At 73.6% G+C, this 24,893-nt stretch carries 16 protein-coding genes; 10 read left to right on the top strand and 6 right to left on the bottom strand.

Annotation, left to right across the window (positions count from 1 at the left end; translation table 11 throughout):
• Window positions 1-44: 44 nt before the first annotated feature.
• Complete coding sequence (locus AB0I49_RS36090; protein WP_363231452.1) at window positions 45-2,468, top strand: Tex family protein; 2,424 nt, start codon at window positions 45-47, stop codon at window positions 2,466-2,468.
• A gap of 294 nt (window positions 2,469-2,762) precedes the next feature.
• On the opposite strand, the gene AB0I49_RS36085 is transcribed toward AB0I49_RS36090, so the two are convergent.
• On the bottom strand, window positions 2,763-4,400 hold the full coding sequence (locus tag AB0I49_RS36085; RefSeq protein WP_363231451.1) for an ABC-F family ATP-binding cassette domain-containing protein: 1,638 nt from the start codon (window positions 4,398-4,400) through the stop codon (window positions 2,763-2,765).
• A 285-nt stretch (window positions 4,401-4,685) separates the two neighbouring features.
• A complete protein-coding gene (locus tag AB0I49_RS36080) occupies window positions 4,686-5,744 on the bottom strand; it encodes an oxidoreductase (protein WP_363231450.1) in 1,059 nt (352 codons plus the stop codon).
• 116 nt (window positions 5,745-5,860) lie between these two features.
• Between AB0I49_RS36080 and AB0I49_RS36075 the strand changes: the two genes are divergently transcribed.
• Window positions 5,861-6,814, top strand: coding sequence for an FAD-dependent oxidoreductase (locus AB0I49_RS36075; RefSeq protein WP_363231449.1), 954 nt, complete (start codon window positions 5,861-5,863; stop codon window positions 6,812-6,814).
• A 134-nt stretch (window positions 6,815-6,948) separates the two neighbouring features.
• Here AB0I49_RS36075 and AB0I49_RS36070 read toward each other — a convergent pair whose 3' ends face one another.
• From AB0I49_RS36070 to AB0I49_RS36060, 3 genes are all read right to left on the bottom strand, one after another.
• Window positions 6,949-7,920, bottom strand: coding sequence for an ABC transporter substrate-binding protein (locus AB0I49_RS36070; protein ID WP_363231448.1), 972 nt, complete (start codon window positions 7,918-7,920; stop codon window positions 6,949-6,951).
• Window positions 7,921-7,991: 71 nt separating this feature from the next.
• Window positions 7,992-9,398: an enterochelin esterase gene (gene fes / locus AB0I49_RS36065; RefSeq protein ID WP_363231447.1), complete on the bottom strand. Its 1,407-nt coding sequence runs from the start codon at window positions 9,396-9,398 to the stop codon at window positions 7,992-7,994.
• Window positions 9,395-10,546, bottom strand: coding sequence for a nucleotide disphospho-sugar-binding domain-containing protein (locus AB0I49_RS36060; RefSeq protein WP_363231472.1), 1,152 nt, complete (start codon window positions 10,544-10,546; stop codon window positions 9,395-9,397). The genes fes and AB0I49_RS36060 overlap by 4 nt, the downstream gene beginning before the upstream one ends.
• Before the next feature lie 155 nt (window positions 10,547-10,701).
• On the opposite strand from AB0I49_RS36060, the gene AB0I49_RS36055 reads away from it, so the two are divergent.
• From AB0I49_RS36055 to AB0I49_RS36025, 7 genes are read left to right on the top strand one after another with little or no spacing between them, the layout of a single operon-like run.
• Complete coding sequence (locus AB0I49_RS36055; RefSeq protein ID WP_363231446.1) at window positions 10,702-14,394, top strand: ABC transporter ATP-binding protein; 3,693 nt, start codon at window positions 10,702-10,704, stop codon at window positions 14,392-14,394.
• Window positions 14,395-14,401: 7 nt separating this feature from the next.
• Window positions 14,402-15,469: a glucose-1-phosphate thymidylyltransferase gene (locus AB0I49_RS36050; protein ID WP_363231445.1), complete on the top strand. Its 1,068-nt coding sequence runs from the start codon at window positions 14,402-14,404 to the stop codon at window positions 15,467-15,469.
• Between the two features lie 48 nt (window positions 15,470-15,517).
• Window positions 15,518-16,534 carry a dTDP-glucose 4,6-dehydratase gene (rfbB, locus tag AB0I49_RS36045; protein WP_363231444.1) on the top strand — a complete coding sequence of 339 codons (1,017 nt, stop codon included), beginning with the start codon at window positions 15,518-15,520 and terminating at the stop codon, window positions 16,532-16,534.
• Complete coding sequence (gene rfbD / locus AB0I49_RS36040) at window positions 16,531-17,445, top strand: dTDP-4-dehydrorhamnose reductase (protein ID WP_363231443.1); 915 nt, start codon at window positions 16,531-16,533, stop codon at window positions 17,443-17,445. The genes rfbB and rfbD overlap by 4 nt, the downstream gene beginning before the upstream one ends.
• Window positions 17,433-18,053: a dTDP-4-dehydrorhamnose 3,5-epimerase gene (gene rfbC / locus AB0I49_RS36035; RefSeq protein WP_363231442.1), complete on the top strand. Its 621-nt coding sequence runs from the start codon at window positions 17,433-17,435 to the stop codon at window positions 18,051-18,053. Before rfbD ends, rfbC begins: the two co-directional genes overlap by 13 nt.
• The gene (locus AB0I49_RS36030) at window positions 18,050-19,093 is read left to right on the top strand and encodes an iron chelate uptake ABC transporter family permease subunit (protein WP_363231441.1); all 1,044 of its coding nucleotides are present in this window, start codon (window positions 18,050-18,052) and stop codon (window positions 19,091-19,093) included. The genes rfbC and AB0I49_RS36030 overlap by 4 nt, the downstream gene beginning before the upstream one ends.
• Window positions 19,090-20,160 carry an iron chelate uptake ABC transporter family permease subunit gene (locus tag AB0I49_RS36025; protein WP_363231440.1) on the top strand — a complete coding sequence of 357 codons (1,071 nt, stop codon included), beginning with the start codon at window positions 19,090-19,092 and terminating at the stop codon, window positions 20,158-20,160. Before AB0I49_RS36030 ends, AB0I49_RS36025 begins: the two co-directional genes overlap by 4 nt.
• A gap of 100 nt (window positions 20,161-20,260) precedes the next feature.
• Here AB0I49_RS36025 and AB0I49_RS36020 read toward each other — a convergent pair whose 3' ends face one another.
• On the bottom strand, window positions 20,261-22,168 hold the full coding sequence (locus AB0I49_RS36020; RefSeq protein ID WP_363231439.1) for a Xaa-Pro dipeptidyl-peptidase: 1,908 nt from the start codon (window positions 22,166-22,168) through the stop codon (window positions 20,261-20,263).
• Window positions 22,169-22,352: 184 nt separating this feature from the next.
• On the opposite strand from AB0I49_RS36020, the gene AB0I49_RS36015 reads away from it, so the two are divergent.
• Window positions 22,353-23,855 (top strand): M1 family metallopeptidase, encoded by a 1,503-nt coding sequence (locus AB0I49_RS36015; protein ID WP_363231438.1) that lies wholly within the window; start codon window positions 22,353-22,355, stop codon window positions 23,853-23,855.
• Window positions 23,856-24,893: the final 1,038 nt, after the last annotated feature.

Genomic DNA, 24,893 nt, shown 5'->3' with positions numbered 1-24,893 from the left:
GCCACAATGCAGGTCACAGCTCAGAGAGAAAGCGGAGCGTGATCGTGACGACGTCGATCGAAGGCAGGATCGCCGAGGAGCTCGGCGTGCGGGAGCGGCAGGTGAAGGCGGCGGTCGAGTTGCTCGACGGCGGCTCGACCGTGCCGTTCATCGCCCGCTACCGCAAGGAAGCGACCGAGATGCTCGACGACGCGCAGCTGCGCTCCCTGGAGGAGCGGCTGCGGTATCTGCGGGAGCTGGAGGAGCGGCGGACCGCGATCCTGGAGTCGGTCCGCTCGCAGGGCAAGCTGGACGAGGCGCTCGAAGCGCGGATCCGCGCGGCCGACTCCAAGGCGCGGCTGGAGGACATCTACCTCCCCTTCAAGCCCAAGCGGCGCACCAAGGCGCAGATCGCGCGCGAGGCGGGCCTGGAGCCGCTGGCGGACGGCCTGTTGGGCGATCCGGGCGTGGAGCCGGCCGCCGCGGCGGCAGCGTTCGTGAACGCCGAGGCGGGCGTCGCGGACGCGGCGGCGGCGCTGGAGGGCGCGCGCGCCATCCTCACCGAGCGGTTCGGCGAGGACGCCGACCTGATCGGCGAGTTGCGCGAGCGCATGTGGTCGCGGGGGCAGGTGGCCGCGAAGGTGCGGGAGGGCAAGGAGGAGGAGGGCGCGAAGTTCGCCGACTACTTCGACTTCTCCGAGCCGTTCACGCAGCTGCCCTCGCACCGGGTGCTGGCCATGTTCCGGGGCGAGAAGGAGGAGATCCTCGACCTCAGCCTGGAGCCCGAGGAGCAGGAGGCCGAAGGCCCGAGCGCGTACGAGCGGACGATCGCGCGCCGCTTCGGCATCGCCGACCGGGGCCGGCCCGCCGACAAGTGGCTCGCCGACACGGTGCGCTGGTCCTGGCGGACCCGCGTCCTGGTGCACCTCGGGATCGACCTGCGGCTGCGGCTGCGCCAGGCCGCCGAGGACGAGGCGGTGCGGGTCTTCGCCGCCAACCTGCGCGACCTGCTGCTCGCCGCCCCCGCCGGCACGCGCGCCACGATGGGCCTGGACCCCGGTTTCCGTACGGGCGTCAAGGTCGCCGTCGTCGACGCGACGGGCAAAGTGGCCGCCACCGCGGTCATCCACCCGCACGTGCCGCAGCAGAAGTGGGACGCCTCCCTGGCGACGCTCGCCGCGCTCGCGCGGGAGCACGACGTCGAGCTGATCTCGATCGGCAACGGCACCGCGTCCCGCGAGACCGACAAGCTCGCCGCCGACCTCATCGCGGCGCACCCGGAGCTGAAGCTCACCAAGGTGATGGTCTCCGAGGCCGGCGCCTCCGTGTACTCGGCCTCGGCGTTCGCCTCCCAGGAGCTGCCGGACATGGACGTGTCGCTGCGCGGCGCGGTGTCCATCGCGCGGCGGCTCCAGGACCCGCTCGCCGAGCTGGTCAAGATCGACCCCAAGTCGATCGGCGTCGGCCAGTACCAGCACGACCTGTCCGAGGTGAAGCTCTCCCGCTCCCTCGACGCGGTCGTCGAGGACTGTGTGAACGGCGTCGGCGTGGACGTCAACACCGCTTCCGCGCCGCTGCTCTCCCGCGTCTCGGGCATCGGCGCCGGGCTCGCCGAGAACATCGTCGCCCACCGCGACAGCAACGGCCCCTTCCGCAGCCGCCGCGCCCTCAAGGACGTGTCGCGGCTCGGCCCGAAGGCGTACGAGCAGTGCGCGGGGTTCCTGCGCATCCGCGGCGGCGACGACCCGCTGGACGCGTCCAGCGTGCACCCGGAGGCGTACCCGGTGGTGCGGCGCATGGTGAAGTCGGCGGGCAGCGAGGTGGCGGCCCTCATCGGCAACACGACGGTGCTCCGTTCGCTGCGCCCCGCCGAGTTCGTGGACGACTCGTTCGGCCTGCCGACGGTCACGGACATCCTCAAGGAGCTGGAGAAGCCGGGGCGCGACCCCCGGCCCGCGTTCAAGACCGCGACCTTCAAGGAGGGCGTCGAGAAGATCGGCGACCTTCAGCCGGGCATGACGCTGGAGGGCGTCGTCACGAATGTGGCGGCGTTCGGGGCGTTCGTGGACGTCGGCGTGCACCAGGACGGACTGGTGCACGTCTCGGCGATGTCCAAGACGTTCGTGAAGGACCCCCGTGACGTGGTGAAGCCGGGCGACATCGTGCGCGTCAAGGTCATGGACGTGGACATCCCGCGCAAGCGGATCTCCCTGACGCTCCGGCTCGACGACGAGGCGGGGGCGCCGACGGGCGACGGCCGTCCCTCCGGCGGGGGCCGTGCCTCCGACGGCGGCCAGGGTTCCGGCGGCCGTCCGAAGGTCGGCGGTCAGCGCGACCGGTCCTCGCAGCAGCGCCAGGGCGGCGGCCGGGGCGGCTCGGGCGGGCGCGGCGGCTCGGGCGGCGGGCGCGGCCCGGCCCCGGCCAACGACGCCATGGCCGACGCGCTGCGCCGCGCCGGTCTGCTGGGCAAGGAGAACGGCGGGCGCTGAGCGCCGGCCTGGCCCGCCGAGGGCCGGGAGGTGCGGACCGGGCCGGGCGCGTGCGGATGCGCCCGGCCCGGTCCGTTGTACAGGCGCGGCACGGGGGGCGGGGCGCGGCCTGACAGGTGCTGCGGGCGTGGCACCGGGGGCGGGCGTGGCACCTGGACGTACGGGATCACGCGGCGGTCGCGCGTACGGACCAGGTGACGGCCGCCCGCACCCGTGCCCGTACCTCCGCCCGTATCCGTCGGAAGCTTGAACTCCCTATGCACGAGCCGCTACTGACGAACCATCAGCAGCCCGTCAGCGCTCCGTGACGCGTCCCTCCGCGACCTCGACGCGGCGGGTGGTGTGGACCGCGTCGAGCATGCGGCGGTCGTGGGTGACCAGGAGGAGGGTGCCCTGGTACGAGGCCAGCGCGGACTCCAACTGCTCGATGGCGGGCAGGTCAAGGTGGTTGGTGGGCTCGTCGAGGACGAGGAGGTTCACGCCGCGCGCCTGGAGAAGGGCGAGCGCCGCGCGGGTCCGTTCGCCCGGCGAGAGGGTGCCGGCGGAGCGCAGCACGTGCGCGGCCTTGAGACCGAACTTGGCCAGCAGCGTACGGATCTCGGCGGGCTCCAGCTCGGGCACGGCCGCCGCGAATGCGTCCAGCAGGGCCTCCTGGCCGTGGAACAGCGCGCGGGCCTGGTCCACTTCGCCCACCACGACGCCCGGCCCGAGCGCGGCCGACCCGGCGTCCAGCGGCAGCCGACCGAGCAGCGCCGCCAGCAGCGTCGACTTCCCGGAGCCGTTGGCGCCGGTGATGGCGACCCGGTCGGCCCAGTCGATCTGAAGGTCGACGGGGCCGAAGACGAAGGACCCCTGGCGTACTTCCGCGCCGCGCAGGGTGGCCACGACCGCGCCCGAGCGGGGCGCGGCGGCGATCTCCATGCGCAGTTCCCACTCCTTGCGGGGCTCCTCGACGACCTCCAGCCGCTCCAGCATCCGCTCGGTCTGCCGGGCCTTCGCGGCCTGCTTCTCGGTCGACTCGACGCGGGTCTTGCGGGAGATCTTGTCGTTGTCGGTGGCCTTGCGACGGGCGTTGCGGACCCCGTGCTCCATCCAGTTGCGCTGGGTACGGGCGCGGGCCTGGAGCCCGGCGCGGGTGTCGGCGTACTCCTCGTACGCCTCGCGCGCGTGCCGCCGGGCCCGCTCGCGCTCCTCCAGATAGGCCGCGTAGCCGCCGCCGTAGACGTTGACCTGCTGCTGGACGACGTCGAGCTCGACGATCCGGTGCACGGTGCGGGTCAGGAACTCACGGTCGTGGCTGACCAGGACCGTACCGGCGCGCAGCCCCGTGACGAACTCCTCCAGGCGGGCGAGGCCGTCCAGGTCGAGGTCGTTGGTGGGCTCGTCGAGCAGGAAGACGTCATAGCGGCTGAGCAGCAGCGAGGCGAGTCCGGCGCGGGCCGCTTGGCCGCCGGAGAGGCTGGTCATCGGCCGGTCGAGGTCGATCTTCAGCCCGAGGGAGCCGGCGGTGTCCTCGGCGCGTTCGTCGAGGTCGGCGGCGCCGAGGGAGAGCCAGCGCTCCAGCCCGGCCGCGTAGGCGTCGTCCGCACCCGGCGCGCCCTCGACGAGCGCCTCGGTCGCGGCGTCGAGCGCCGCCTGGGCCTCGGCCACGCCGGTGCGCCGCGCCAGAAAGGCCCGTACGGTCTCCCCCGGCCGGCGCTCGGGCTCCTGCGGCAGATGCCCGACGGTGGCGCCGGGCGGGCTGAGCCGCAGCTCCCCCTGCTCGGGCGTGTCGAGCCCGGCGAACAGCCGCAGCAGCGTCGACTTCCCCGCGCCGTTGGCTCCGACGAGCCCGATCACCTCGCCGGGGGCGACGACGAGGTCGAGCCCGGAGAAGAGGGTGCGGTCGCCGTGTCCGGCGGCGAGGTCTTTGGCGACGAGGGTGGCACTCATAAGGGACATGACTTTATCCGGTGCGCGTCGGCCGGAAGAAACGGATTACCGCGCGGGTGCGGGCCGGTGGCGCGGGGCGCGACGCGGTGTCCGGTGCGCCGCGGATCCGATGCGTACGGGCCCGCCCTCCTCGCCACGGCCGGCGGCCCCGATCCGTACGGGCCCGCCCTCCTCAGCACGGTCGGCAGCCCCGACCCGTACGAGCCGCCACCCCCAGCCCGGTCAGGCAACAGCCCGGTCAGGCAGCAGCCAGGTCAGACGGCGCCCGGTCAGACTGCGCCCCGGTCAGGCGGTGCCCGGCGCGGCCGGTGCGACGGTTGTGACGAGGACGTTGCCGCTCGTGCGGGCGACGATGAAGGAGCCGGGAGCGGCGGCCTTCGCGCCGAAGGCGATCCGGTGGCGGCCGGGTTCCAGGCAGCCGTCGAAGAGTTCGTAGACCCGTGGGCGGAGGAGCCGGTCGACGCGGTAGCCGAGCAGCGACACCCGGCAGGCGGCGGCCAGCTCGACCTCCGCCTCCCCCGTCCGGCCGCTGCGGTGCGCGGTGAGGCGGGTCAGCCGAAGCCGCTCGCGCGGGCCGCGCTCCAGCGCCTCCTCGATCTGCGCGACGAGCAGCCCGACGATCGGCGCGAGCTCCGTCACGAAGACGGCGTCGGACCCGGCGGCCTCGAACGCGGCGCGTACGGCGGCCCGTTCGTCCTCGCCGACCGCCTGGCCGAAGGCCACGGCCCCGTAGGTGCGCAGCTCGTCGGCGTGTGCTCCGGCCGCGTCGCGGGTGATCTCGGCCCCGATGCCGGTGCCGCGCAGCGCGGCGGCGAGCCGGGCGAGGAGGGCGACGCGCTGCCCGACGAGCAGCACGCGGCGGGTGGGCGGCTCGTGGGGTTCGCCGTCGGCGAGCAGCCGCTCCAGTTCGCCGCGGTACTCCTCGCCGCGGAAGCGGAACGGGCCGACGCCCGCGTAGCCGTTGCGCTCCAGGTCGGGCGTCGTGTCCGTCTGCCAGGCGAAGTCCCGCCAGACGATGTCGGCGCCGTCGCGCTCGATGACCGCCGTGACCGCGCCGCACTCCAGCCCCTCGCACTCGGGGCAGCCGTAGATGACGAAGCGGCTGTCCGCGGGCGGGGTGTCGGCCTCCAGCAGCAGCCGCCGCACCTCGGAGGCGAAGATCGACGGGCCCAGGTCGGACGCGAGCGGCGAGACCGCGTCGACGTCGGCGAGGCGCAGCAGCAGCGGTCTGCCGTCGATAATGAAGTCGAGGAAGTCCCGGTGGAGCTGGTAGGCGCCGCCCGCGAGCACACCTCCGGTGCGCGTCGCCGGCGCCAGCCCGAAGGTGACGTACTCCGCTGCCATGTCCCGAGTATTCCCACGCGCGGACCGATCCGCGCCCGGCGGCGCACATTCCGTATCCCGCGGTCGGCCCGGCACCCGTGGGCGCTCCGCGGGCGTCCAGCGGATAGCGTCCGGGTATGACTAGCGATGCGATCGTGATCGGCGGCGGGGTCATCGGGCTGACCACCGCCATCGTGCTGGCGGAGAGCGGACGCCGGGTCGAGGTGTGGAGCCGGGACGCGGCGGCGGACACCACGTCGGCGGTGGCCGGCGGGCTCTGGTGGCCGTATCGGATCGAGCCCGAGGAGGCCGTCGGCGTGTGGTCGCTGCGGTCGCTGGAGGTGCAGAGCGAGCTGGCCGCGGCCCCGGACGAGACGGGCGTGCGACTGGTCGACGGGGTGCAGGGCGGGCTGGACGTGGCGGAGCTGGGGCCCTGGGCGCGCGAGCTGCGGGGGCTGCGGCCCTCGAAGGCCGAGGAGCTGCCGCGCGGTTACGAGAGAGGGCTGCGGGCGCGGGTCCCGGTCATCGACATGGGCAGCCACCTGGCCTATCTGCGGCGGCGGCTCGAAGCGGCGGGCGGCACGGTCGCGGTGCGCGCGGTCTCCTCGCTCGCGGACGCCGGCCGGGCCGCCCCGACGATAGTCAACTGCACCGGGCTCGGCGCGCGCGACCTGGTGCCGGACCCCGGCGTGCATCCCGTGCAGGGGCAGATCGTGGTGGTCGAGAACCCGGGCATCGCCGAGTGGTTCGTGGCCGCGGACCACTCGGCGTCGGACACGATGTACGTGCTGCCGCAGCCGTACGGGGTCGTGCTCGGCGGCACGGCGCGCGAGGACGTATGGGACCGCGAGCCGGACCCGGCGACGGCCGCGGCGATCGTGGCCCGGTGCGCGCGCGTCCATCCGGGGCTGGCCGAGGCGCGCGTCGTGGAGCACCGGGTGGGGCTGCGGCCCGGCCGTTCCCAAGTGCGGCTGGAGGCCGAGGAGTTGCCGGGCGGCTCCCGGGTGGTGCACAACTACGGGCACGGGGGCGCGGGCATCACCGTGTCCTGGGGGTGCGCCCGGGAGGCCGCGCGGCTGGCGGGCGGCTGACCGCGGCGCGCACCCCGGTTCGCGCCGCCCGGCGCGCCGGGCGCCCGGCCGACTCCCGTACGGGGAGGGGAGCATGGCGCGGGCGTCCGCGCGACGCGGCCGGGCCGCCGTGCCCGCGGTCGTCTTACGTGGCGTCAGCTCTTCTTCGCCATGGCCGACTTGATGTCGTCGAGCACGGTCTGGGCGGCGAGCGGGCCGCCCGAGCTGTTCCAGGCCGAGCCGTCGATCACCACGACGTGGTGCTTGGCGACGGCCTTGAGCTTGTTGAAGTTGGGCACACCGTTCGCCTCCTTGAGGCCCTTCTCCCCCGCCGCCTTGTCGCCGAGCGCGCCGAAGAACAGCCAGTCGCCGTCGATGGAGTCGAGCCGCTCCAGGCTCACGGGCTCGCTGTGGCCGATGCTCTCGCCCTGCTGGTCCTTGGGGCGGTTCAGACCGAGGGCGGCGAGGGTGTCGCCGACGTGACCCTTGCCCTTGCCGACGACGGAGGGCGCGCCGTTCTGCCAGCGGATGACGCTGGTGACGGCCCCGGCGTTGCCGCCCAGCCCGGCCTTGACGTCCTTCACCTGCTTGTCGAAGCCGGCGAGCAGCTTCTCGCCGTCCGCCTTCTTGCCGAGGGCGTCCGCGGTGGCGGTGAAGGCGTCCTTCCAGGGGGCGTTGAGCTTGGCGGTGAGCACGGTAGGCGCGATGCCCTTGAGCTTGTCCTGGACGCGCTTGGCGCCGACGGTCTCGTCGAGCAGGATGAGGTCGGGCCGCATGGCGGAGAGCTTGTCGAGGTCGGGCTCGGCGACATTGGCGACGATCTTGGCGGACTTGGCCTTCTCGGCGAGGTAGCCGGCGACGCCGGACTGGCCGCGGCCGCTGGTCGCGCCGATCGGCTCGACGCCGAGGGCGAGGGCGGCGTCGAGGGTCGGCTCGCTGAGCGTCACCACCTTCTTGGGCGCGGCGGGCACCTCGACCTTCTTGCCGTTGGCGTCGGTGACGGTGCGCTTGTCGGAGCCGCCCGCCTTGTCCTGCGCCCCGTCCTTCGAGTCGCTGCCGCAGCCGGTGAGGGCGAGGCTGCCCGCTATGGCGGCGACGAGCAGGGCGGCGGTTCTGCGGAACTGCATGGGTGTTGCTCCTTGGCTGTGCGTGGTTTCCGGAAGGGGTGGCTGATGCGGGGGTTTCATGTGAGGGAGCGTCAGGCGTCCTTGGGGCGGCCGAGCAGGCTGACGAGGCCCTCGGCGAGCGCGACGGACCAGCAGACGTAGTCGTGGCCGCCGTTGAAGTCCGATCCGCTGACGCCGTAGCCGCGGGCGCGCAGCGCGGCGCGCAGCTCGCGGGTCTGTTCGAGCATGCCCCACTCGTGGAGCCCGACGTCGAGGTGCAACCGCAGTTCGCGCGGGGCGCCTTCGGTGAAGCGGCGGGTCATCCACGTCGTGGTCCCGGCGGGTTCGCCGGCCGGGCGCCACCACAGCGAGGAGGACTGGGCGAGCACCTTGCCGAAGCGGTAGGGCGCGGAGTACCCGGCGTACAGCGCGGTCAGTCCGCCCAGGCTCTGGCCCGCGACGACGGTGCGGGCCGGGTCGAGCGAGACGGGCAGCCGGCCCGCCGCCCAAGGCAGCAGCTCGGCGGCGAGGAAGTCGACGTACGCCGGGTTTCCGCCGAACTCCGTTCTGCGGGTGGGGTTGTCGACGGCGTGCGGGGCGAGCACGGTCAGCGGCGGGATGGCGCCGTCGGCGATGAGGTTGTCGAGGGTGTTCTCGATGCCGAGCTGGCCGAACCACATGTCGCCGTCGAGCAGGACGAGGGTGTCCGTCGCGCCGCCGGGTGCGGGCGGCTCGTACGTCCATATCTCGCGCTCCGAGCCGAGCGCCGCGCTGGCGACGCGGTGCCGCCATACGGTTCCGCGTGCGACGCCGTCGCGGCGGGCCTCCCAGGGCCGGGCCGGGGCCTCGGGCAGCTCGAAGGCCGAGCTGGGGCGGCCGTGCCAACGGGTGGGAACGGTACGGGCGTTGTGGGGGTCGCGTACGGCGGTGTCGGCCAGGCGCTCCAGTTCGGAGCGCTCGAAGCCGGTGGTGTCGGGGGCGATGCGGTACGAGCCGCGGTGGTCGGCGCGGAGCCGGTAGGTGAGGTGCCAGACGTCGGTGCCGGGCAGCCGGCGCATGAGGCTGGCCGCGAGGTCGCAGCGGTCGAGGAGCCGGTTGACAAGCAGCAGGACCTGCCGGGTCTCGGTGTCCCCGCGCCACAGAAAGGTGACGGCCCGGTGCTCGGGGTCGCCCTCGATCGACTCGACGAGCGGCGTGCCGGCCGTCCGCACCTCGTTCCAGAACGCGCCGAGCACGGCGCTGCGCGCGTTCCAGGACCGTGCCGCCGCCATGTCGCGGGCGAGCCGCGTCAGCCGGGGGCTGTCGACGGTCTCGACGGGCGCGGGGCGGGGGGAGCGGGGCGGCTGGGCGGCGCCCACGACGGACCGCCCGGCCATGACCGCGACGCCGGTCCCGGCCGGGACGCCCGACCCTGCCGGAGCCGGACCGCGGGCGGGCAGGCCGGCCGCCGCGGAACCCGAGTCCCCCGCCTCCGCCGTCCAGCCGTGTCCGCCCGTCATCGATGCCTGCCCTGGGTCAGCGCCAGTTCGACCAGTCGGGCCGCCGTCTCCGACGGGCTCGGCATGGCGGCCATTTCCTCCGCCGTCTCGCGCGCGGCCGTGCGCAGGTCGTCGTCCTCCAGGAGGCGCTGGATCAGTTCCTTGTCCGGGGCGGCGGCGCCGTCGGCGCCGGGGACGAGGCCGCAGCCGCGGGTGCGTACGGCGGCGGCGTTGGCGGGGCGGTCGGCGCCCTCGCCGAGGACGATCTGCGGGAGGCCGGAGTCGAGGGCGGTGAGGGTGGTGCCCGCGCCGCCGTGGTGGACGACGGCGTCGCTGCCGGCGAGCAGCGCGCCGAGCGGTGTCCAGTCGACGGGACGTACGTTCTCGGGGAGCGGGCCGAGCGCGCCGAGGTCGGCGCCGCCGAGGGCGAGGACGAACTCGGCGTCGGTGGCGCGGGCCGCGTCGATCACCCACTGGAGGGGCGAGACGCCGTCGACGACCGGGCGCACCGTGCCGAGGGTGACGGCGATCCGCGGGCGTTCGCGGTTCTCGAAGAGCCAGTGCGGGAGGGAGCTGCCGCCGTTGTAGGGGACGTAGCGCATCGGGCGCAGCCGGGGTTCGGCGGCGACGCTCATGCTGGGCGGGGTGACGTCCAGCCAGGCGGCGATCGGGTCGGGGCCGTCGAGGCCGTGCCGGGCGTAGCCGTCGGCGAGGGCGTTGTTCATCATGCCGACATGGCGTCCGGTGTGGCCGAAGCCGACGGCGTGCAGGACGGAGGGCACGCCGAGCCGGGCGGCGACAAGCTGGCCGACGACGCCGTTGGGGGTGTGCACGACGAGGTCGGGGCGCCACTGGCGGGCGACGTCGACCATGGTGTCGGCCATCTCGTCGCTGAAGAAGGAGAACCCCTTCCCCTTGGGCGGTACGCCCTGCTCGCCGGGGGACGGGGGTTTGCGGTCGCGACGCTTCTCCATGTCCGCGTACAGGGCGTCGGGGTCGATGCCCGGCGCGCAGTCGACGACCGGGAGGCCCGCGTGCGCGGCGTGTCCGGCGGCCTTTCCACAGGTGCCCACGAGGACGTCGTGGCCCGCGGCCCGGAACGCCTGGGCGAGCGGAACCATGGGATAGAGGAGCCCGAAGAAGGGCGGTCCGGCGAACAGGACACGCATCGACAACCTGCTTTCCTCCCCGACGCACCGTCATATGGCCTGCTGGAACGGGAAGATGCCGTCCCGAGGCGCATATCGGCGCGCATGGGGTGAGTGTGGCCGAGGTCACACGGAGAACGTGGCGACCTTTACTTAGGTAAGCCTAAGCTAATCACGTGCCCAGCAGCTCAACAACATCCCCCGGCTGGATACGCAGGCTCGGCGCCGCGTGCCGCCACCACCCTCGACTCCTTCTCGCAGTAGCACTGAGTTCCGTTCTGGGAACGGGACTTGAGGCCATCGGCCCACTCCTCGCCCGGCTCGGCGTCAACGACGCCGTCGCCGGGAACACCGGCCGCATCGGCTGGCTCGCGGCGGCGCTCACCGCGCTCGCCCTCGTCCAGTTCGGCGCGGAGTTCACCCGCCGGTACGCCGCCGGCAAGCTCGCCCTGGGCGTCCAGCACCAGCTGCGCACCGAGGTCTTCTCCTCCGTGCAGCGGCTCGACGGGGTCAAACAGGACGCGCTGCGCACCGGCCAGGTCGTCTCACGGGCCAACAGCGACCTCCAGCAAGTGCAGATGATGCTCGGCATGCTGCCCATCCCGCTGGGCACCAGCGCGCTCTTCCTCGTCGCGGTCGGCGCGATGCTCTGGCTCTCCCCCCTGCTCACCCTCGTCGCGCTGACCGTCGTGCCCGCCACCGCCTGGGTCGCCGCCCGCAGCCGCGCCCGGCTCGTACCGGCGACGCGCGCCGCGCAGGCGGGCGCGGCCGAGATCGCCGAGCACGTCGAGGAGACCGTCACCGGCGTCCGGGTCGTCAAGGGATTCGGCCAGGAGGAGCGCGAGACCGACCGGCTCGCACGCGCCGCCCGCACCCTGTTCGGCCGCCGGGTGCGCGTCTCGCGCATCCAGGCCACCGCCACCGCCACCATGTCCGCGCTCCCCGCGCTCGGCCAGGTCGGGGTGCTGGCGCTCGGCGGCTGGCTGGCCCTGCGCGGCAGCATCGACCTCGGCACCTTCCTCGCCTTCGCCGCCTACCTCGCGCTGCTGGCCGGGCCCGCCCGCCTCTTCGCGAGCTTCCTCGTCACCGCGCAGCAGGCCCGCGCCGCCGCCGAACGGGTCTACGAACTCGTCGACGCCCAGCCCGAGATCACCGAGGCGCCCGACGCCCGCGAGGTCCCGGCCGGCCCGGTCGGCATCGAACTGCGGGACGTGCGGTTCGGGTACGCGCCCAGCGACCCCGTCCTGGACGGGGCGTCGCTCGCGGTGCGGCCCGGCGAGACGCTCGCGCTGGTCGGCCCGTCCGGCTCCGGCAAATCCACCGTCTCCCTGCTCCTGGCCCGCTTCTACGACCCGCAGCACGGCTCCGTGCGCGTCGGCCCGCCCGACGCGGACGCCGACGCCCGCGACCTCACCCTGGCCTCCCTGCGCTCCACCATCGGCGTGGTCTTCGAGGAGCCGTTCCTCTTCTCCTGCTCGATCCGGGACAACATCGCCTACGGCCGCCCGGACGCCACCGACGAGCAGGTACGGGCCGCCGCCGAGGCCGCCGAGGCGCACGGCTTCATCTCCCGGCTGCCCGACGGCTACGCCACCGAGGTCGGCGAGCGGGGCCTGACCCTCTCCGGCGGCCAGCGCCAGCGCGTCGTCCTGGCCCGCGCGCTCCTCGCCGACCCCCGGGTCCTCGTCCTCGACGACGCCACCTCCGCGGTCGACGCCGTCACCGAGGCCGCCATCCAGGCGACGCTGCGGGCCGTCACCACCGACCGTACGACCCTACTGATCGCGCACCGCCGCTCCACCCTCGCCCTCGCCGACCGCATCGCCGTACTCGACGGCGGGCGCGTCGTGGACACCGGCACCGAGGCCGAGCTGACGGAGCGCTGCGCGCTCTTCCGCGAACTCCTCGCGGGCCCCGGCGACTCCATCGACACGCCCATCGGCCCCGTCGCCGACCGCCCGGCCTCCGACGGCGTCACACCGGAGCTGTGGCCCGAACCCGACACCGGCGAAGCCCCCGCACCGGCGGACGAGCCCGGCGACGACCCCCGCCTCGACGAACGCCAACTCCGCTCCCCCGACCCGGCGTTCCGCTTCTCACGCCTGCTGCGCCCGGTGCGCGCGGCCCTGCTCCTCGGCCTCGCCCTGGTCGCCGCCGACTCCCTGGCGACCATCGCGCTGCCCCTGCTCGTACGGCACGGCCTGGACGCGGGCGTGGACGCCGGCGACGGCCGGGTACTGGCCGCCACCGCCCTCTTCGCCCTCCTCGTCGTCGCGGGCGGCTGGGTCGCGCTGAGCCTCCAGGCGCGCGTCACCCGGCGCGCCGGGGAACGGGTGCTGTACGGGCTGCGCATCCGCACGTTCGCCCAACTCCAGCGGCTGGGACTGGACTTCTACGAGCGCGAGCGCGGCGGCCAGATCATGACGCGGATGGTCAACGACATCGACGCGCTCTCCGCGTTCCTCCAGACCAACCTGCTCACCGCCGTCGCGGCGCTCGCCACGCTGTGCGCCGCGGTCGTCGCGATGCTCGTCGTCGACGTGCCGCTGGCGCTCACCGCGCTCGCCCTGCTGCCGCTGGTCGCCATCGCCACAGCCATTTTCTGGCGGCTCTCCTCCGCCGCGTACACCGACGCCCGGCGGCGCATCGGCGAGGTCAACTCCAGCCTCCAGGAGAACGTCACGGGGCTTCGCGTCGCCCAGTCGCAGAACCGCGAGGGTCACACCGCCGAGGCGTTCGGCAAGCTCTCCGAGAGTTACCGCACCGCCCGGCTCAAGGCGCAGCGCTACGCCGCCGTCTACTTCCCGTCCATCAACCTCACCGCCGAACTCTCCAAGGCGCTGGTGCTGCTGGTGGGCGCGGGCTGGGTCGCGGACGGCTCGCTGAGCCCCGGCGTGCTCGTGGCCTTCATGCTCTACCTCGGCATGTTCTTCGCCCCCGTGCAGCAGCTGTCCCTCGCCTTCGACAGCTACCAGCAGGCGTCCGTCGGACTGCGCCGCACCGTGGAACTGCTGCGCGTACCGGCCTCCGTGCCGACCGCCGAGGACCCGGCGACCGTCCCGGGCCGGCTGCGCGGCGAGATCGAGCTGCGCGACGTCACCCACCGCTACCCGGGCGCGGAGCGGCCCTCCCTGGAGGGCGTCAGCCTGCGCGTACGGCCCGGCGAGACGGTCGCGCTGGTCGGCGCCACGGGCGCGGGGAAGTCCACCGTCGTCAAGCTCCTCGCCCGCTTCTACGACGCGAGCGAGGGCCGGGTCCTGGTCGACGGCGCGGACATCAGGGAGTACGAGCCGTCCGCGTACCGCCGGCTGCTGGGCGTCGTGCCGCAGGAGGCCCACCTGTTCACCGGCGACATCGCCGCCAATGTCCGCTACGGGCGTCCGGAGGCGAGCGACGGCGAGGTCGAGGCCGCGGTGCGGGCGGTGGGCGCGCTGCCCGCCGTGGCCGCCCAGCCCTACGGCTTCCGGCAGCCGGTCGGCGAGCGCGGGGCGAGCCTGTCCGCCGGGCAGCGGCAGCTGATCGCGCTGGCCCGCGCCGAACTGGTCGACCCCGGTCTGCTGCTCCTCGACGAGGCGACGGCCGCGCTCGACCCGGCCACCGAGCAGAGCGTGCTCGACGCCGGGGACCGGCTCGCCACCGGCCGTACGACCGTCGTGGTCGCGCACCGGCTCGCCACGGCCGCCCGCGCCGACCGGATCGTCGTCCTCGACGACGGAAAGGTCGCCGAACAGGGCGCGCACGACGATCTGTTGGCGGCCGGCGGCCCGTACGCCCGGCTGTGGCAGCACCAGACGGCGTCCGCCGGCGCCACCGCCGCCGAAACCACTGAGAACGCCGAAACCGCGTCCGCCCCCGTCACCCAAGGATGACCCCCTCATGAAGGCACTAGTCCTCTCCGGAGGCACCGGCAGCAGGCTGCGCCCCATCACGCACACCGCGGCCAAGCAGCTCGTCCCCGTCGCCAACAAGCCCGTGCTCTTCTACGGCATCGAGTCGCTCGTCGCCGCCGGGATCACCGAGATCGGCATCGTCGTCGGCGAGACGGAGGCGGAGATCCGGGCGGCCGTCGGCGACGGCTCCCGCTTCGGGGCCCGCGTCAGCTATCTGCCGCAGGCGAGCCCGCTGGGCCTGGCGCACGCCGTGCTCATCGCCCGCGACTGGCTCGGCGACGACGACTTCGTGATGTACCTCGGCGACAACTTCGTCGTGGGCGGCATCACCGAACTCGTCGAGGAGTTCCGCGAAACCCGGCCCGACGCCCGCATCCTGCTGACGAAGGTCGACGATCCCAGCGCGTTCGGCGTCGCCGAACTCGACCCGGACGGCGCGGTGGTGCGGCTGGAGGAGAAGCCCAGCGCGCCGCGCAGCGACCTCGCGCTGGTCGGCGTCTACCTCTTCACCCCGGCCGTGCACGAGGCCGTACGGTCCATCAAGCCGTCCGCGCGCGGGGAGTTGGAGATAACCGACGCCATCCAGTGGCTCATCGAGGACGGCCGCGCGGTGCGCTCCACCGTCATCAGCGGCTACTGGAAGGACACCGGCAACGTCACCGACATGCTGGAGGTCAACCGGACCGTACTCGAAGCCATGCCGCCCGCCGTGCTCGGCACGGTCGACGGCGACAGCGAACTCGTCGGCCGGGTACGGATCGAGGCGGGTGCCAGCGTCGTACGCTCCCGGATCGTGGGCCCCGCGGTCATCGGCGCGGGCAGCGTCGTCCGCGACTCCTATATCGGCCCCTCCACCTCGGTCGCCGACGACTGCCTGATCAGCGACAGCGAGGTGGAGTTCTCCATCGTGCTCGACGGCTCCCGCATCGAGGGCGTCGGCCGGATCGAGGGCTCCCTCATCGGCCGTACGGTCCGGGTGACGGGCGCCGCCCGCGCGCCCCGCGCCCACCGCCTCGTCCTCGGCGACCACAGCCAGGTCCAGATCACCCCCTGACGCCGCGCAGACCCGACCGCCTGACCGCTCATCACCTCCTGGACACCCATGAGAATCCTCGTCACCGGCGGGGCCGGCTTCATCGGCTCCCACTTCGTCCGCACCCTGCTCGGCCCGGAGGGGCCCGGCGGAGCGCTCGCCGTCACCGCCCTGGACTCCCTCACGTACGCCGGAAACCTCGCCAACCTCCGCGCCGTGCACGGCGATTCACGCTTCACCTTCAGTCACGGCGACATCCGCGACGCGGGGCTCGTCGACTCGCTCCTCGCCCGCCACGACATGGTCGTGCACTTCGCCGCCGAGTCCCATGTGGACCGGTCCATCGCAGGCGGGCAGGAGTTCGCGTCGACCAACGTGCTGGGCACGCAGGTGCTGCTGGAGTCGGCGGTGCGGCACCGCATCGCGCGCTTCGTGCACGTCTCCACCGACGAGGTGTACGGCTCGATCTCCGCCGGGTCCTGGGCCGAGGACCAGCCGCTGGCCCCCAACTCCCCCTATTCCGCGTCGAAGGCGGGCTCCGACCTGCTCGCGCTCGCCCACCACCGCACCCACGGGCTCGACGTGTCCGTGACCCGCTGCTCCAACAACTACGGCCCGTACCAGCACACCGAGAAGGTCATCCCGCTGTTCACGACCCGCCTCCTGGACGGCGGTAGCGTCCCGCTCTACGGCGACGGCGCGAACGTCCGCGACTGGCTGCACGTCGACGACCACTGCCGCGCGCTGCGGCTCATACTCGACGCCGGGCGGCCCGGCGAGGTCTACAACATCGGCGGCGGCACCGAACTGAGCAACACCCAGCTCACCGAGCGGCTGCTGGCCGCCTGCGGGGCCGGCTGGGAGCGGGTGGAGCGGGTCGCCGACCGCAAGGGCCACGACCGGCGCTACTCCGTGGACTGGTCGAAGATCCGCACCGAGCTGGGCTACCGGCCGCGCCACTCCTTCGAGGACGGGCTCGCCGAGACCGTCGACTGGTACCGCGCCAACCGGTCCTGGTGGGAGCCCGCCCCGGCCGCCCCGCGAGCGGCCGCACAGCCGGCCGGGGCGGGCGGTGAGAGCCGGTGACCCGCTGGCTGATCACCGGCGCCGGCGGGATGCTCGGCCGCGACCTGTGCCGGCTGCTGGCCGCCGAGCGCGCCTCGGCGCTCCCGCTGACCCGCCGCGACCTCGACCTCACCGACGAGCGGGCCGTCCGCTGCGCCCTGCACCGCGCCCGTCCCGCCGTGGTCGTCAACTGCGCGGCCTGGACGGACGTGGACGCGGCCGAGTCCGACGAGGAGCGGGCGCTGCGCGTCAACGGTGAGGCCGTGCGGGTCCTCGCCCGCGCCTGCGCGGCCACCGGCGCCCGGCTGCTGCACGTCTCCACCGACTACGTCTTCCCCGGCGACGCGGGCACGCCCTACGGCGAGGACGCCGAGCCCGGCCCGCGCACCGCGTACGGGCGGACCAAACTGGCCGGTGAGCGCGCGGTGCTCGACGAGCTGCCGCGCGCGGGCACGGTCGTGCGCACCGCCTGGCTGTACGGGCCCTACGGCCGCAACTTCGTGCGCACCATGGCCGAACGGGCTGCGGGCGACGAGCCGGTGAACGTCGTCGACGACCAGTACGGCCAGCCCACCCCCACCCGCGACGTCGCCCGCCGCCTCCTCGACCTGGGCCGGGGACCACTGCGGCCGGGCGTCTTCCACGCCACCGCCGGCGGCCGCACCACCTGGTACGGGCTGGCCCGCGAGGTCTTCCGGCTGGCCGGCGCCGACCCCGACCGGGTGCGGCCCATCGACAGCGGCTCGCTGGGCCGCCCCGCGCCGCGCCCCGCGTGGAGCGTGCTGGGCCACGACCGGTGGGCGGCGGCCGGGCTGCCGCGGCCCCGGCACTGGCGCGACGCGCTGCACGCCGAATTCGCCGCCGTCACCGCGGGCACGGCGGGCAGCAACGGAACCGAGCGAACCCAAGGAGGGGCGTCATGCGCCCGATGACCATCGAGGGCGCGTGGACGCGCGAACCGCAGATCCACCGCGACGACCGGGGCAGCTTCCACGAGTGGTTCCGGGCCCCGGAGTTCACCGCCGCCGCGGGCCGCGCCCCGGTGCTCGCCCAGGCCAACTGCTCGCGGTCGCGGCGCGGCACGCTGCGCGGCGTGCACTTCGCCGACGTGCCGCCGGGCCAGGCCAAGTACGTCACCTGCGTGCGGGGCGCGATGCTCGACGTCGTGGTCGACCTGCGGCTCGGCTCCCCCACGTACCGCGCCTGGGAGGCGGTGCTCCTGGACGACGAGACGCACCGCGCCGTCTATCTGTCCGAGGGACTCGGCCACGCCTTCATGGCGCTCACCGACGACGCCACCGCCGTCTACCTCTGCTCCACCGGCTACGCGCCGCAGCGCGAGCACGGCGTGCACCCCCTCGATCCGGAGCTCGGCATCGAGTGGCCGCGGGGCGTCGAGCCGCTGCTGTCGGAGAAGGACGCCGCCGCGCCGACGCTGGCGCGGGCGGAGCGGGACGGGCTGCTGCCGTCGTACGAGGAGTGCCGCCGCTACCGCGCGGGCTCAGATGTGCGCACGGGCGCGAAGAGCGGCGCGGCGTGACCGCGACCATCGCCGCCCCCGAGGCCGCGCCGCCCGCCGCGCCCGGCGCCCGCCGGGCCGTACGCACCACCGGCCTGCTGGTGGGGCTCGCGCTGCTGGCGGTGGCCGTGCTGGCGAGCATCTCCATCGGCGCCAAGCAGATACCGCTCGACCAGGTGTGGCACGGCCTGTTCGAGGCGACGGGCACGAAGAACGACCACATCGTGCGGGGGCTGCGGCTGCCCCGTACCGCGATCGGCGTCGCGGTGGGCGCGGCGCTGGGGCTGGCGGGCGCGGTGATGCAGACGCTGACCCGCAACCCGCTCGCCGACCCGGGGCTGCTCGGCGTGAACGCGGGCGCGTCGGCCGCCGTGGTCACCGCGATCAGCCTGCTGGGCGTCACCTCCTTCACCGGCTATCTGTGGTTCGCGTTCGCGGGGGCCGGAATCGCGGCGGTGGCGGTCAACGCGCTCGGCGGCAGCCGGGCCGCGACGCCCGTACGCCTCGCGCTGGCCGGCACCGCCGTCAACGCGGCGCTCTTCGGGTACGTCAACGGCCTCCAGCTGTGGGACCTGAGCGCCCTGGAGACCATGCGGCACTGGTCGATCGGCACGCTCGCCGGGCGCCGCGGCGACCTGCTGCTGCCCGCCCTGCCGTTCCTGGCAGCGGGCGCGCTCCTCGCCCTGGCGCTGGCCCGGCCGCTGAACGCCATGGCGCTCGGCGACGACACCGCGCGCTCGCTCGGCGCTCACCTCGGCCGCACCCGGGTGCTGTCGATCGTCGCGATCACCCTGCTGTGCGGCGCCGCCACGGCCGTGTGCGGGCCGATCGGCTTCATCGGGCTGATGATCCCGCACGCGGTACGGGCGTTCTGCGGGCCGGACACCCGCTGGCTGTTCCCGTACTGCGCGGTCTTCGCGCCGGTGCTGCTGCTCGGCTCGGACATCGTCGGCCGGGTGCTCGTACCGCCGTCCGAGATCGAGGTCGGGGTCGTGACCGCGTTCCTCGGCGGCCTGCTGTTCATCCAACTCGTCCGCCGGCGCAAGGTGGCCCACCTGTGAACGTCCTGCACGCACCCGCGCGCCCGAAGGCTCCCGGCACCGTGGTGGTGCGCTCGCGCGGCGGGCTCTCGCTCCGCTTCCAGCGGCGCGCGCTGCTGGTCTGCGCGGTGCTGGCCGTGCTGGGCGCGGCCCTCACGGTGCTCTCGCTCGGCATGGGCGCGTACGAGCTGAGCCCGGCCGAGGTGGTCCGTACGCTCTTCGGCGACGGCCCGCCGGGCGCGGACTTCGTGGTGAACGAGTTGCGGATGCCGCGCGTCCTGGACGGGCTGCTGGCCGGTTTCGCGATGGGCATGAGCGGCGCGGTGTTCCAGTCGCTGTCCCGCAACCCGCTGGGCAGTCCGGACATCATCGGCTTCGGCAGCGGGGCGTCGGCGGGCGCGCTGATCGCGATCATCGTGCTGGAGGCGGGGACCGTGCAGACCGCCGTCGGCGCGGTGGCGGGCGGTCTCGCGACGGCGTTCGCGGTCTATCTGCTGGCCTGGCAGCGGGGCGTGCACGGCTACCGGCTGGTGCTGATCGGCATCGGCGCCTCCGCGGTGCTCTCCTCGCTGACCAGCTATCTGTTCGTACGGGCCGACATCGGCAAGGCCGCGGAGGCGGCCACCTGGATGATCGGCAGCCTGAACGGGCGCGGCTGGGGCGATGTACGGGTGGCGGCGCTGGGGATCGTGGTGCTGGTCCCGGTCGTGCTGGGGCTCGGGCGGCGGCTGTCGATGCTGGAGATGGGCGACGAGGCGGCGGCCGCGCTGGGCGTCGCGCCGGAGCGCAGCCGGGTGTGGCTGCTGGCGACCGGTACGGGGCTGACGGCGATGGCGGTCGCGGCGGCGGGCCCGATCCCGTTCGTGGCGCTGGCGGCGCCGCAGCTCGCCCGGCGGCTGACGCGTTCGGCGGGGCCGAATGTGCTGCCCGCGGCCTGGATGGGCGCGGTGCTGGTCACCGCGGCGGACTGGACGGCCCAGCGCGTCTCGGGGTCGGCGATCCTGCCGGTGGGGGTGGTCACGGGCGTCGCGGGCGGGCTGTACCTGGCGTGGCTGCTGTTGCTGGAACGGAGATCGGGACGGCTGTGATCCCCGCCGGTTCCGTTCTTCGGGACCCGGCCGACAGGGCCGTACTGTCCGGGACGCGCCCCGGACAGTACGGCCGCCGCGTCGGCGACGCGAGAACGGTCTACGAGCGGTGGCCGCCCGATGCGGCCCGTACGAAGGCCGGGTAGCCGCCCACCACCGGTACGCGCGCCGCGCTCCCGGCGAGGTCGACCGTCACCTTCGGGGTCGTGTCCGCGGGCTCGATGAGCCCCTTGTCGGTGCCGGCCACGATCAGGGCCAGCCGGTGGCCCGCCGGGACGACATGGTCGCTCGCGGCGAGGTCGAGGGTGATGCGGTAGGACGTGCCGGGCGTCAGCCGCTGCCCGTGCCAGAGGTCGGCGTAGTGGCCGAGATCCGCCCACCCCCGGCTGAAGACGGTATGGCCCGTCTGCTTCGTGTCGGCGGCGGTCCGCTTGTAGCAGGCGCTGTCGCCGGGCGTGCTGCTGCCCCAGCAGGTGCGGTCGGCGAGGGTGGTGATCCCCTCGCCGGCGCCCGCGTAGTCGCGGATGGTGTCGGGGCCGAGATCGACGAGGACCGCCGACAGGTGCGCCGACGTGGTGGACGGGGTGACCTTCAGATCCACTGTCGATGAGCCGGACACCCGCAGGTCGCGGGTGAGCGCGGGGGTGATGAACCCGGTCTTCGACGGAGTCGACCGGTCGATGTCGGCCGCCCAGGCGTCCTCGTCCAGCTTCGGGTCGTCCGTGAACGAGGCCGTGGACCCGGCCGGCGCGGGCTTGACGCCGAGCGTGCCGACGCCCGCGACCGGGCCGTTCACCGGGCGGAGCGTGGTGGCGGAGGCGCCCCGCGGCGGCCACTGCCGGTCGGTGCTCCACTGGTCCGGGTGGCGCTCGATATCGGCCATCGGCTCGCGCTCGACGCCGTTGCGGTAGCCGAGGAGGTAGTGGTCGAACCAGCGGTGCAGCGTGTCGGTCCACTCGGCGCGGCGGAAGTCAAAGGGGTCCACATGGCCGGCCTGCGAGAGCCAGATCTTCCGCTCGACGCCGTTCTCCGCGAGCGCGTCCCACCACTGGCCGAAGTGCTTGGTGCGCACGTTGAGGTCCTGCATGCCGTGCACGACGAAGACGCTCGCGCGCACCTTGTCGGCGTTCGGCACATAGTCGCGCTCTTCCCACAGCTTCGTGAAGTTCCCGTTGCGGGGCGCGCCTTCGACGAGCCTGCGCTGCACCGCCTGGCAGTGGGCGCGCGCCTCGGAGCTCTCGATGCTGTTGGAGAGCCCGTCGGGGCCGCCGTCGTAGAGGGCGGCGCCCTTGGCGAAGTAGTAGTCGTACCAGGAGCTGATGCCGCCGATGGGCACGATGGTCTTGAGGCCCTTCACCCCCGTGGCGGCGACGCCGTTGGCGACAGTGCCGTCGTAGCTCTTGCCGATCATGCCGACCGCGCCGCTGGTCCAGTCCGCGTCGACCGTCGCCGTGCCCGTACGGTCGCGGTAGCCGCGGGCGCGCCCGTTCAGCCAGTCGACGACGGCCTTGGCGGACTGGACGTCCGAGCGGCCGCCGACGTCCACGCAGCCGTCAGAGCGGTTGGTTCCGGCGAGGTCGACCAGGACGGTCGCGTAGCCGCGCGGCACGAAGTAGTTGTCGTAGTAGAGCGGGAAGAGGACCGGGTTGCCCTGGGCGTCATAGGTTTTCTTCTGGCTCTCGTTGCCGCGTCCGCAGCAGGAGTAGTAGGGGCTGGCGTCCATGATCACGGGGACCTTGCGGCCCTGCTGGGCCGCTTCTCGGGGCCGGACGATGTCGACGGCGACCCGGTCGCTCCTGCCGTTCGAGTCGCCGTCGATCCCCGTGTCCACCCATACGGACTCGCGTATCGCGTGCGCGTAGGAGTAGACGGGTCTGCTCTCCCCTCCCGGGCCGGCCTGTGCCGCGTTCGCGGCGCCCGGAGCGAGGAGCACGGCCAGTACGGCGGCCACGGCCGCCAGGACGAGGGTTTTCCACGGAATGCGGGGTTGCCGCGCGCGTAGGGACACGGCGGGACCGTAGCGCGAGTGAACTCCTGCGCAGAAGGGGGCGAACGGTTGGTTCGCGGGGCTGGGCGGGCTGTTGATGTCAGCGGCATGTCGGTCATATGACATGACGCGCCATGGACAACTTCCGGCGCCGGTGAGTACATAGGCTTCGAAAGATCGTTCTCCCCAACGAGTTGGAGGACTCGTGCGTCACAGACTCATCGTCCCGAGCGCTGCCGCCGTCGCAGGTCTGCTGCTGGCGATCCCGGCTTCGGCCGCCGGCGCGTCGCCCGGCGCGCCGGGCATCGGAGACCCCTATTACCCGGATTCCGGCAATGGCGGCTACCACGTCTCCCACTACGACCTCCGGCTGAAGTACCAGCCGAAGACCGACGAGCTCCAGGGCACGGCCACCCTGCTCGCCACCACCACCCAGGCGCTCTCCCGCTTCAACCTCGACTTCGCGCTCGATGTCAGCGAGGTCCTGGTCAACGGGAAGAAGGCGAAGTTCGCCCGCTCCGGCGCCCATGAACTGGAGATCACGCCCGCCGCGGCGCTCGACTCCGGCAAGCAGATCAGCGTGGTAGTCCGCTACCGCGGCGTCCCCTCGAAGGTCAAGGTCAACGGCAGCACGTCGTGGCAGCGCACGCCGGACGGCGGGGTCGCCGCCCAGGAGCCCGAGTCGGCCTGGTGGTGGTTCCCCAGCAACGACCACCCGCGCGACAAGGCCACGTACGACGTGTCCGTGTCCGTGCCGGACGGCACGCAGGCGATCAGCAACGGCACGCTCCAGTCGAAGAGTTCCAAGCTCGGCTGGACCCGCTACAACTGGCGCTCCAGCAAGCCGCAGGCTTCCTACCTGGCCACCCTCGCGGTCGGCAAGTTCGACGTCACCACGGACACGACGGCCGGCGGGCTGCCCGTCATCAACGCCTACAGCAAGGACCTGGGGGCGAACAAGGGCGCCGCGAAGGCCAGCGTCGAGCGGAGCGCCGAGGTCGTCGACTGGCTGAGTTCGGTCTTCGGCCCGTACCCCTTCGACGCGGTCGGCGGGTACGTGCCGAACGTGCCCTCGCACTTCGCCCTGGAGACGCAGACCCGGCCGTTCTACAGCCCGGCGCAGTTCGCCAAGGGCGCCAATGTGTCGGTGGTCGTACACGAGCTGGCCCACCAGTGGTACGGCGACAGCGTCTCGGTGAAGAACTGGCAGGACATCTGGGTCAACGAGGGGTTCGCGAGCTACGCGCAGTGGCTGTGGTCGGAGAAGGAGGGCGAGGGCACCGCGCAGGAGCTCGCCGACTACACGTACGCGCAGTACCCGGCGGATGACCCGTTCTGGACGGTGAAGCCGGGCGATCCGGGCGCGGACCATCAGTTCGACGCGGCGGTCTACGACCGCGGGGCCATTGCGCTTCAGGCGCTCCGCAACAAGGTCGGGGACAAGGCGTTCTTCGCCATCCTCAAGGGCTGGCCGGCGGCGCATCAGTACGGGAACGCGTCGGTGCAGGACTTCGTGAAGTTCGCGGAGCAGGTCTCCGGCAAGCCGCTCGCCTCGCTCTTCGACACGTGGCTGTTCAGCACGGAGCGGCCGACTCCGCCGGTGGCGGCGAAGGCGGGTCTCACGGCCCGGAGCACGCACGGGAAGCCCGCGGAGCCCAAGTCCTGGAAGAAGATCCAGGCGGCGCGGAGCGTGCACGGGAAGCACTGACGGTGGGTGCGGGGGTGGGGTGGGGCGGGGCGGGGCCGGGTCCTACGGGGTGGGGTCCTCCACCGCATATTTACGGGCCGCAAACCCGGAAACGCCATCTCACCCAGCACTTCGGCCCACAAATACACGTCAGCGTTCCGGACCCCACCCCTACGGCCCCGGCCCCTCCCCTCTCGTCGCCGTCGAACGGCCGGTGGGGGGCGAACGCAAGCCACCCCGCGGCGCGATGTGGTGCGGTGCGGCATGGCACCTGCCCCTCCCCTCTCGTCACCGTCAAACAGCCGGAGGGGGGCGAGCAGAAGCCGCCCCGCGGCACGGCGCGCCCCGGCACCTGCTGCTCCCCTCGCGTCACCGTCAAACGGCCGGAAGGGGGCGAACGGAAGCCACCCCACGGCACGGTCGGTGCCTGCCGCTCCCCCCTCGTCACCGTCGAATGGCCGGTGGGGGGCGAACGGAAGCCACCCCGCGGCGCGATGTGGTGCGGTGCGGTGCGGCATGGCACCTGCCGCTCCCCTCTCGCCCGGCGGATTGCTGGTGGGTTGGGCGGGCCCCCAAGCCCTCATCCCTCGTGGTCATCAGACGGCCGATAGGGCGGGGGCGGCATCTATCGGCTTCCCACCTCGCCCGAGCGGAGTGGCCGGTGGGCCGGGCTGGGCCCAGGTCCCTCACCCCTCCTCGCCGTCAGACGACCGATGGGGCGGCCCCTACCCCCATCGATGGGACAGGGACAGGGACAGGGACAGCTCGGCCGCTCACTTCTCGTCGTCTCCGAGCTATCGATGAGGCGGAGGGAGCAGGCTCGGGACGCCGACCGCTTGTAGTCGCTGGTGGAAGCCGGGGTCCGGTCGAAGGGGCGCCAGGCGGCACCTCATGGCCGTGTCCGAGAGCCTTCGGGGTACGGGTGGCCGACCCCGTACCCACCCGCGCCCCCGCCGCCCCGGCATTCGGCGACCGGGATGAGGGCCGGGCCGCAGACGCGTACGGGCGGGAGGGGGCGGGGCGGTGGGGGCCCGTAGGAGGCGTAAAGCGTGATTTGCG

Source organism: Streptomyces sp. NPDC050617, assembly GCF_040654795.1.
Taxonomy (GTDB): domain Bacteria; phylum Actinomycetota; class Actinomycetes; order Streptomycetales; family Streptomycetaceae; genus Streptomyces.
The sequence above is the reverse complement of the archived record's forward strand: the minus strand, read 5'-3'. Positions and strand labels throughout refer to the sequence as shown.

Coding starts and splice junctions, on each gene's coding strand:
- AB0I49_RS36085 (WP_363231451.1), bottom strand. CDS start 4,400: ATGAGTGCCACCCTCGTCGCCAAAGACCTCGCCGCCGGACACGGCGAC.
- AB0I49_RS36080 (WP_363231450.1), bottom strand. CDS start 5,744: ATGGCAGCGGAGTACGTCACCTTCGGGCTGGCGCCGGCGACGCGCACC.
- AB0I49_RS36075 (WP_363231449.1), top strand. CDS start 5,861: ATGACTAGCGATGCGATCGTGATCGGCGGCGGGGTCATCGGGCTGACC.
- AB0I49_RS36070 (WP_363231448.1), bottom strand. CDS start 7,920: ATGCAGTTCCGCAGAACCGCCGCCCTGCTCGTCGCCGCCATAGCGGGC.
- fes (WP_363231447.1), bottom strand. CDS start 9,398: ATGACGGGCGGACACGGCTGGACGGCGGAGGCGGGGGACTCGGGTTCC.
- AB0I49_RS36060 (WP_363231472.1), bottom strand. CDS start 10,546: ATGCGTGTCCTGTTCGCCGGACCGCCCTTCTTCGGGCTCCTCTATCCC.
- AB0I49_RS36050 (WP_363231445.1), top strand. CDS start 14,402: ATGAAGGCACTAGTCCTCTCCGGAGGCACCGGCAGCAGGCTGCGCCCC.
- rfbB (WP_363231444.1), top strand. CDS start 15,518: ATGAGAATCCTCGTCACCGGCGGGGCCGGCTTCATCGGCTCCCACTTC.
- rfbC (WP_363231442.1), top strand. CDS start 17,433: ATGCGCCCGATGACCATCGAGGGCGCGTGGACGCGCGAACCGCAGATC.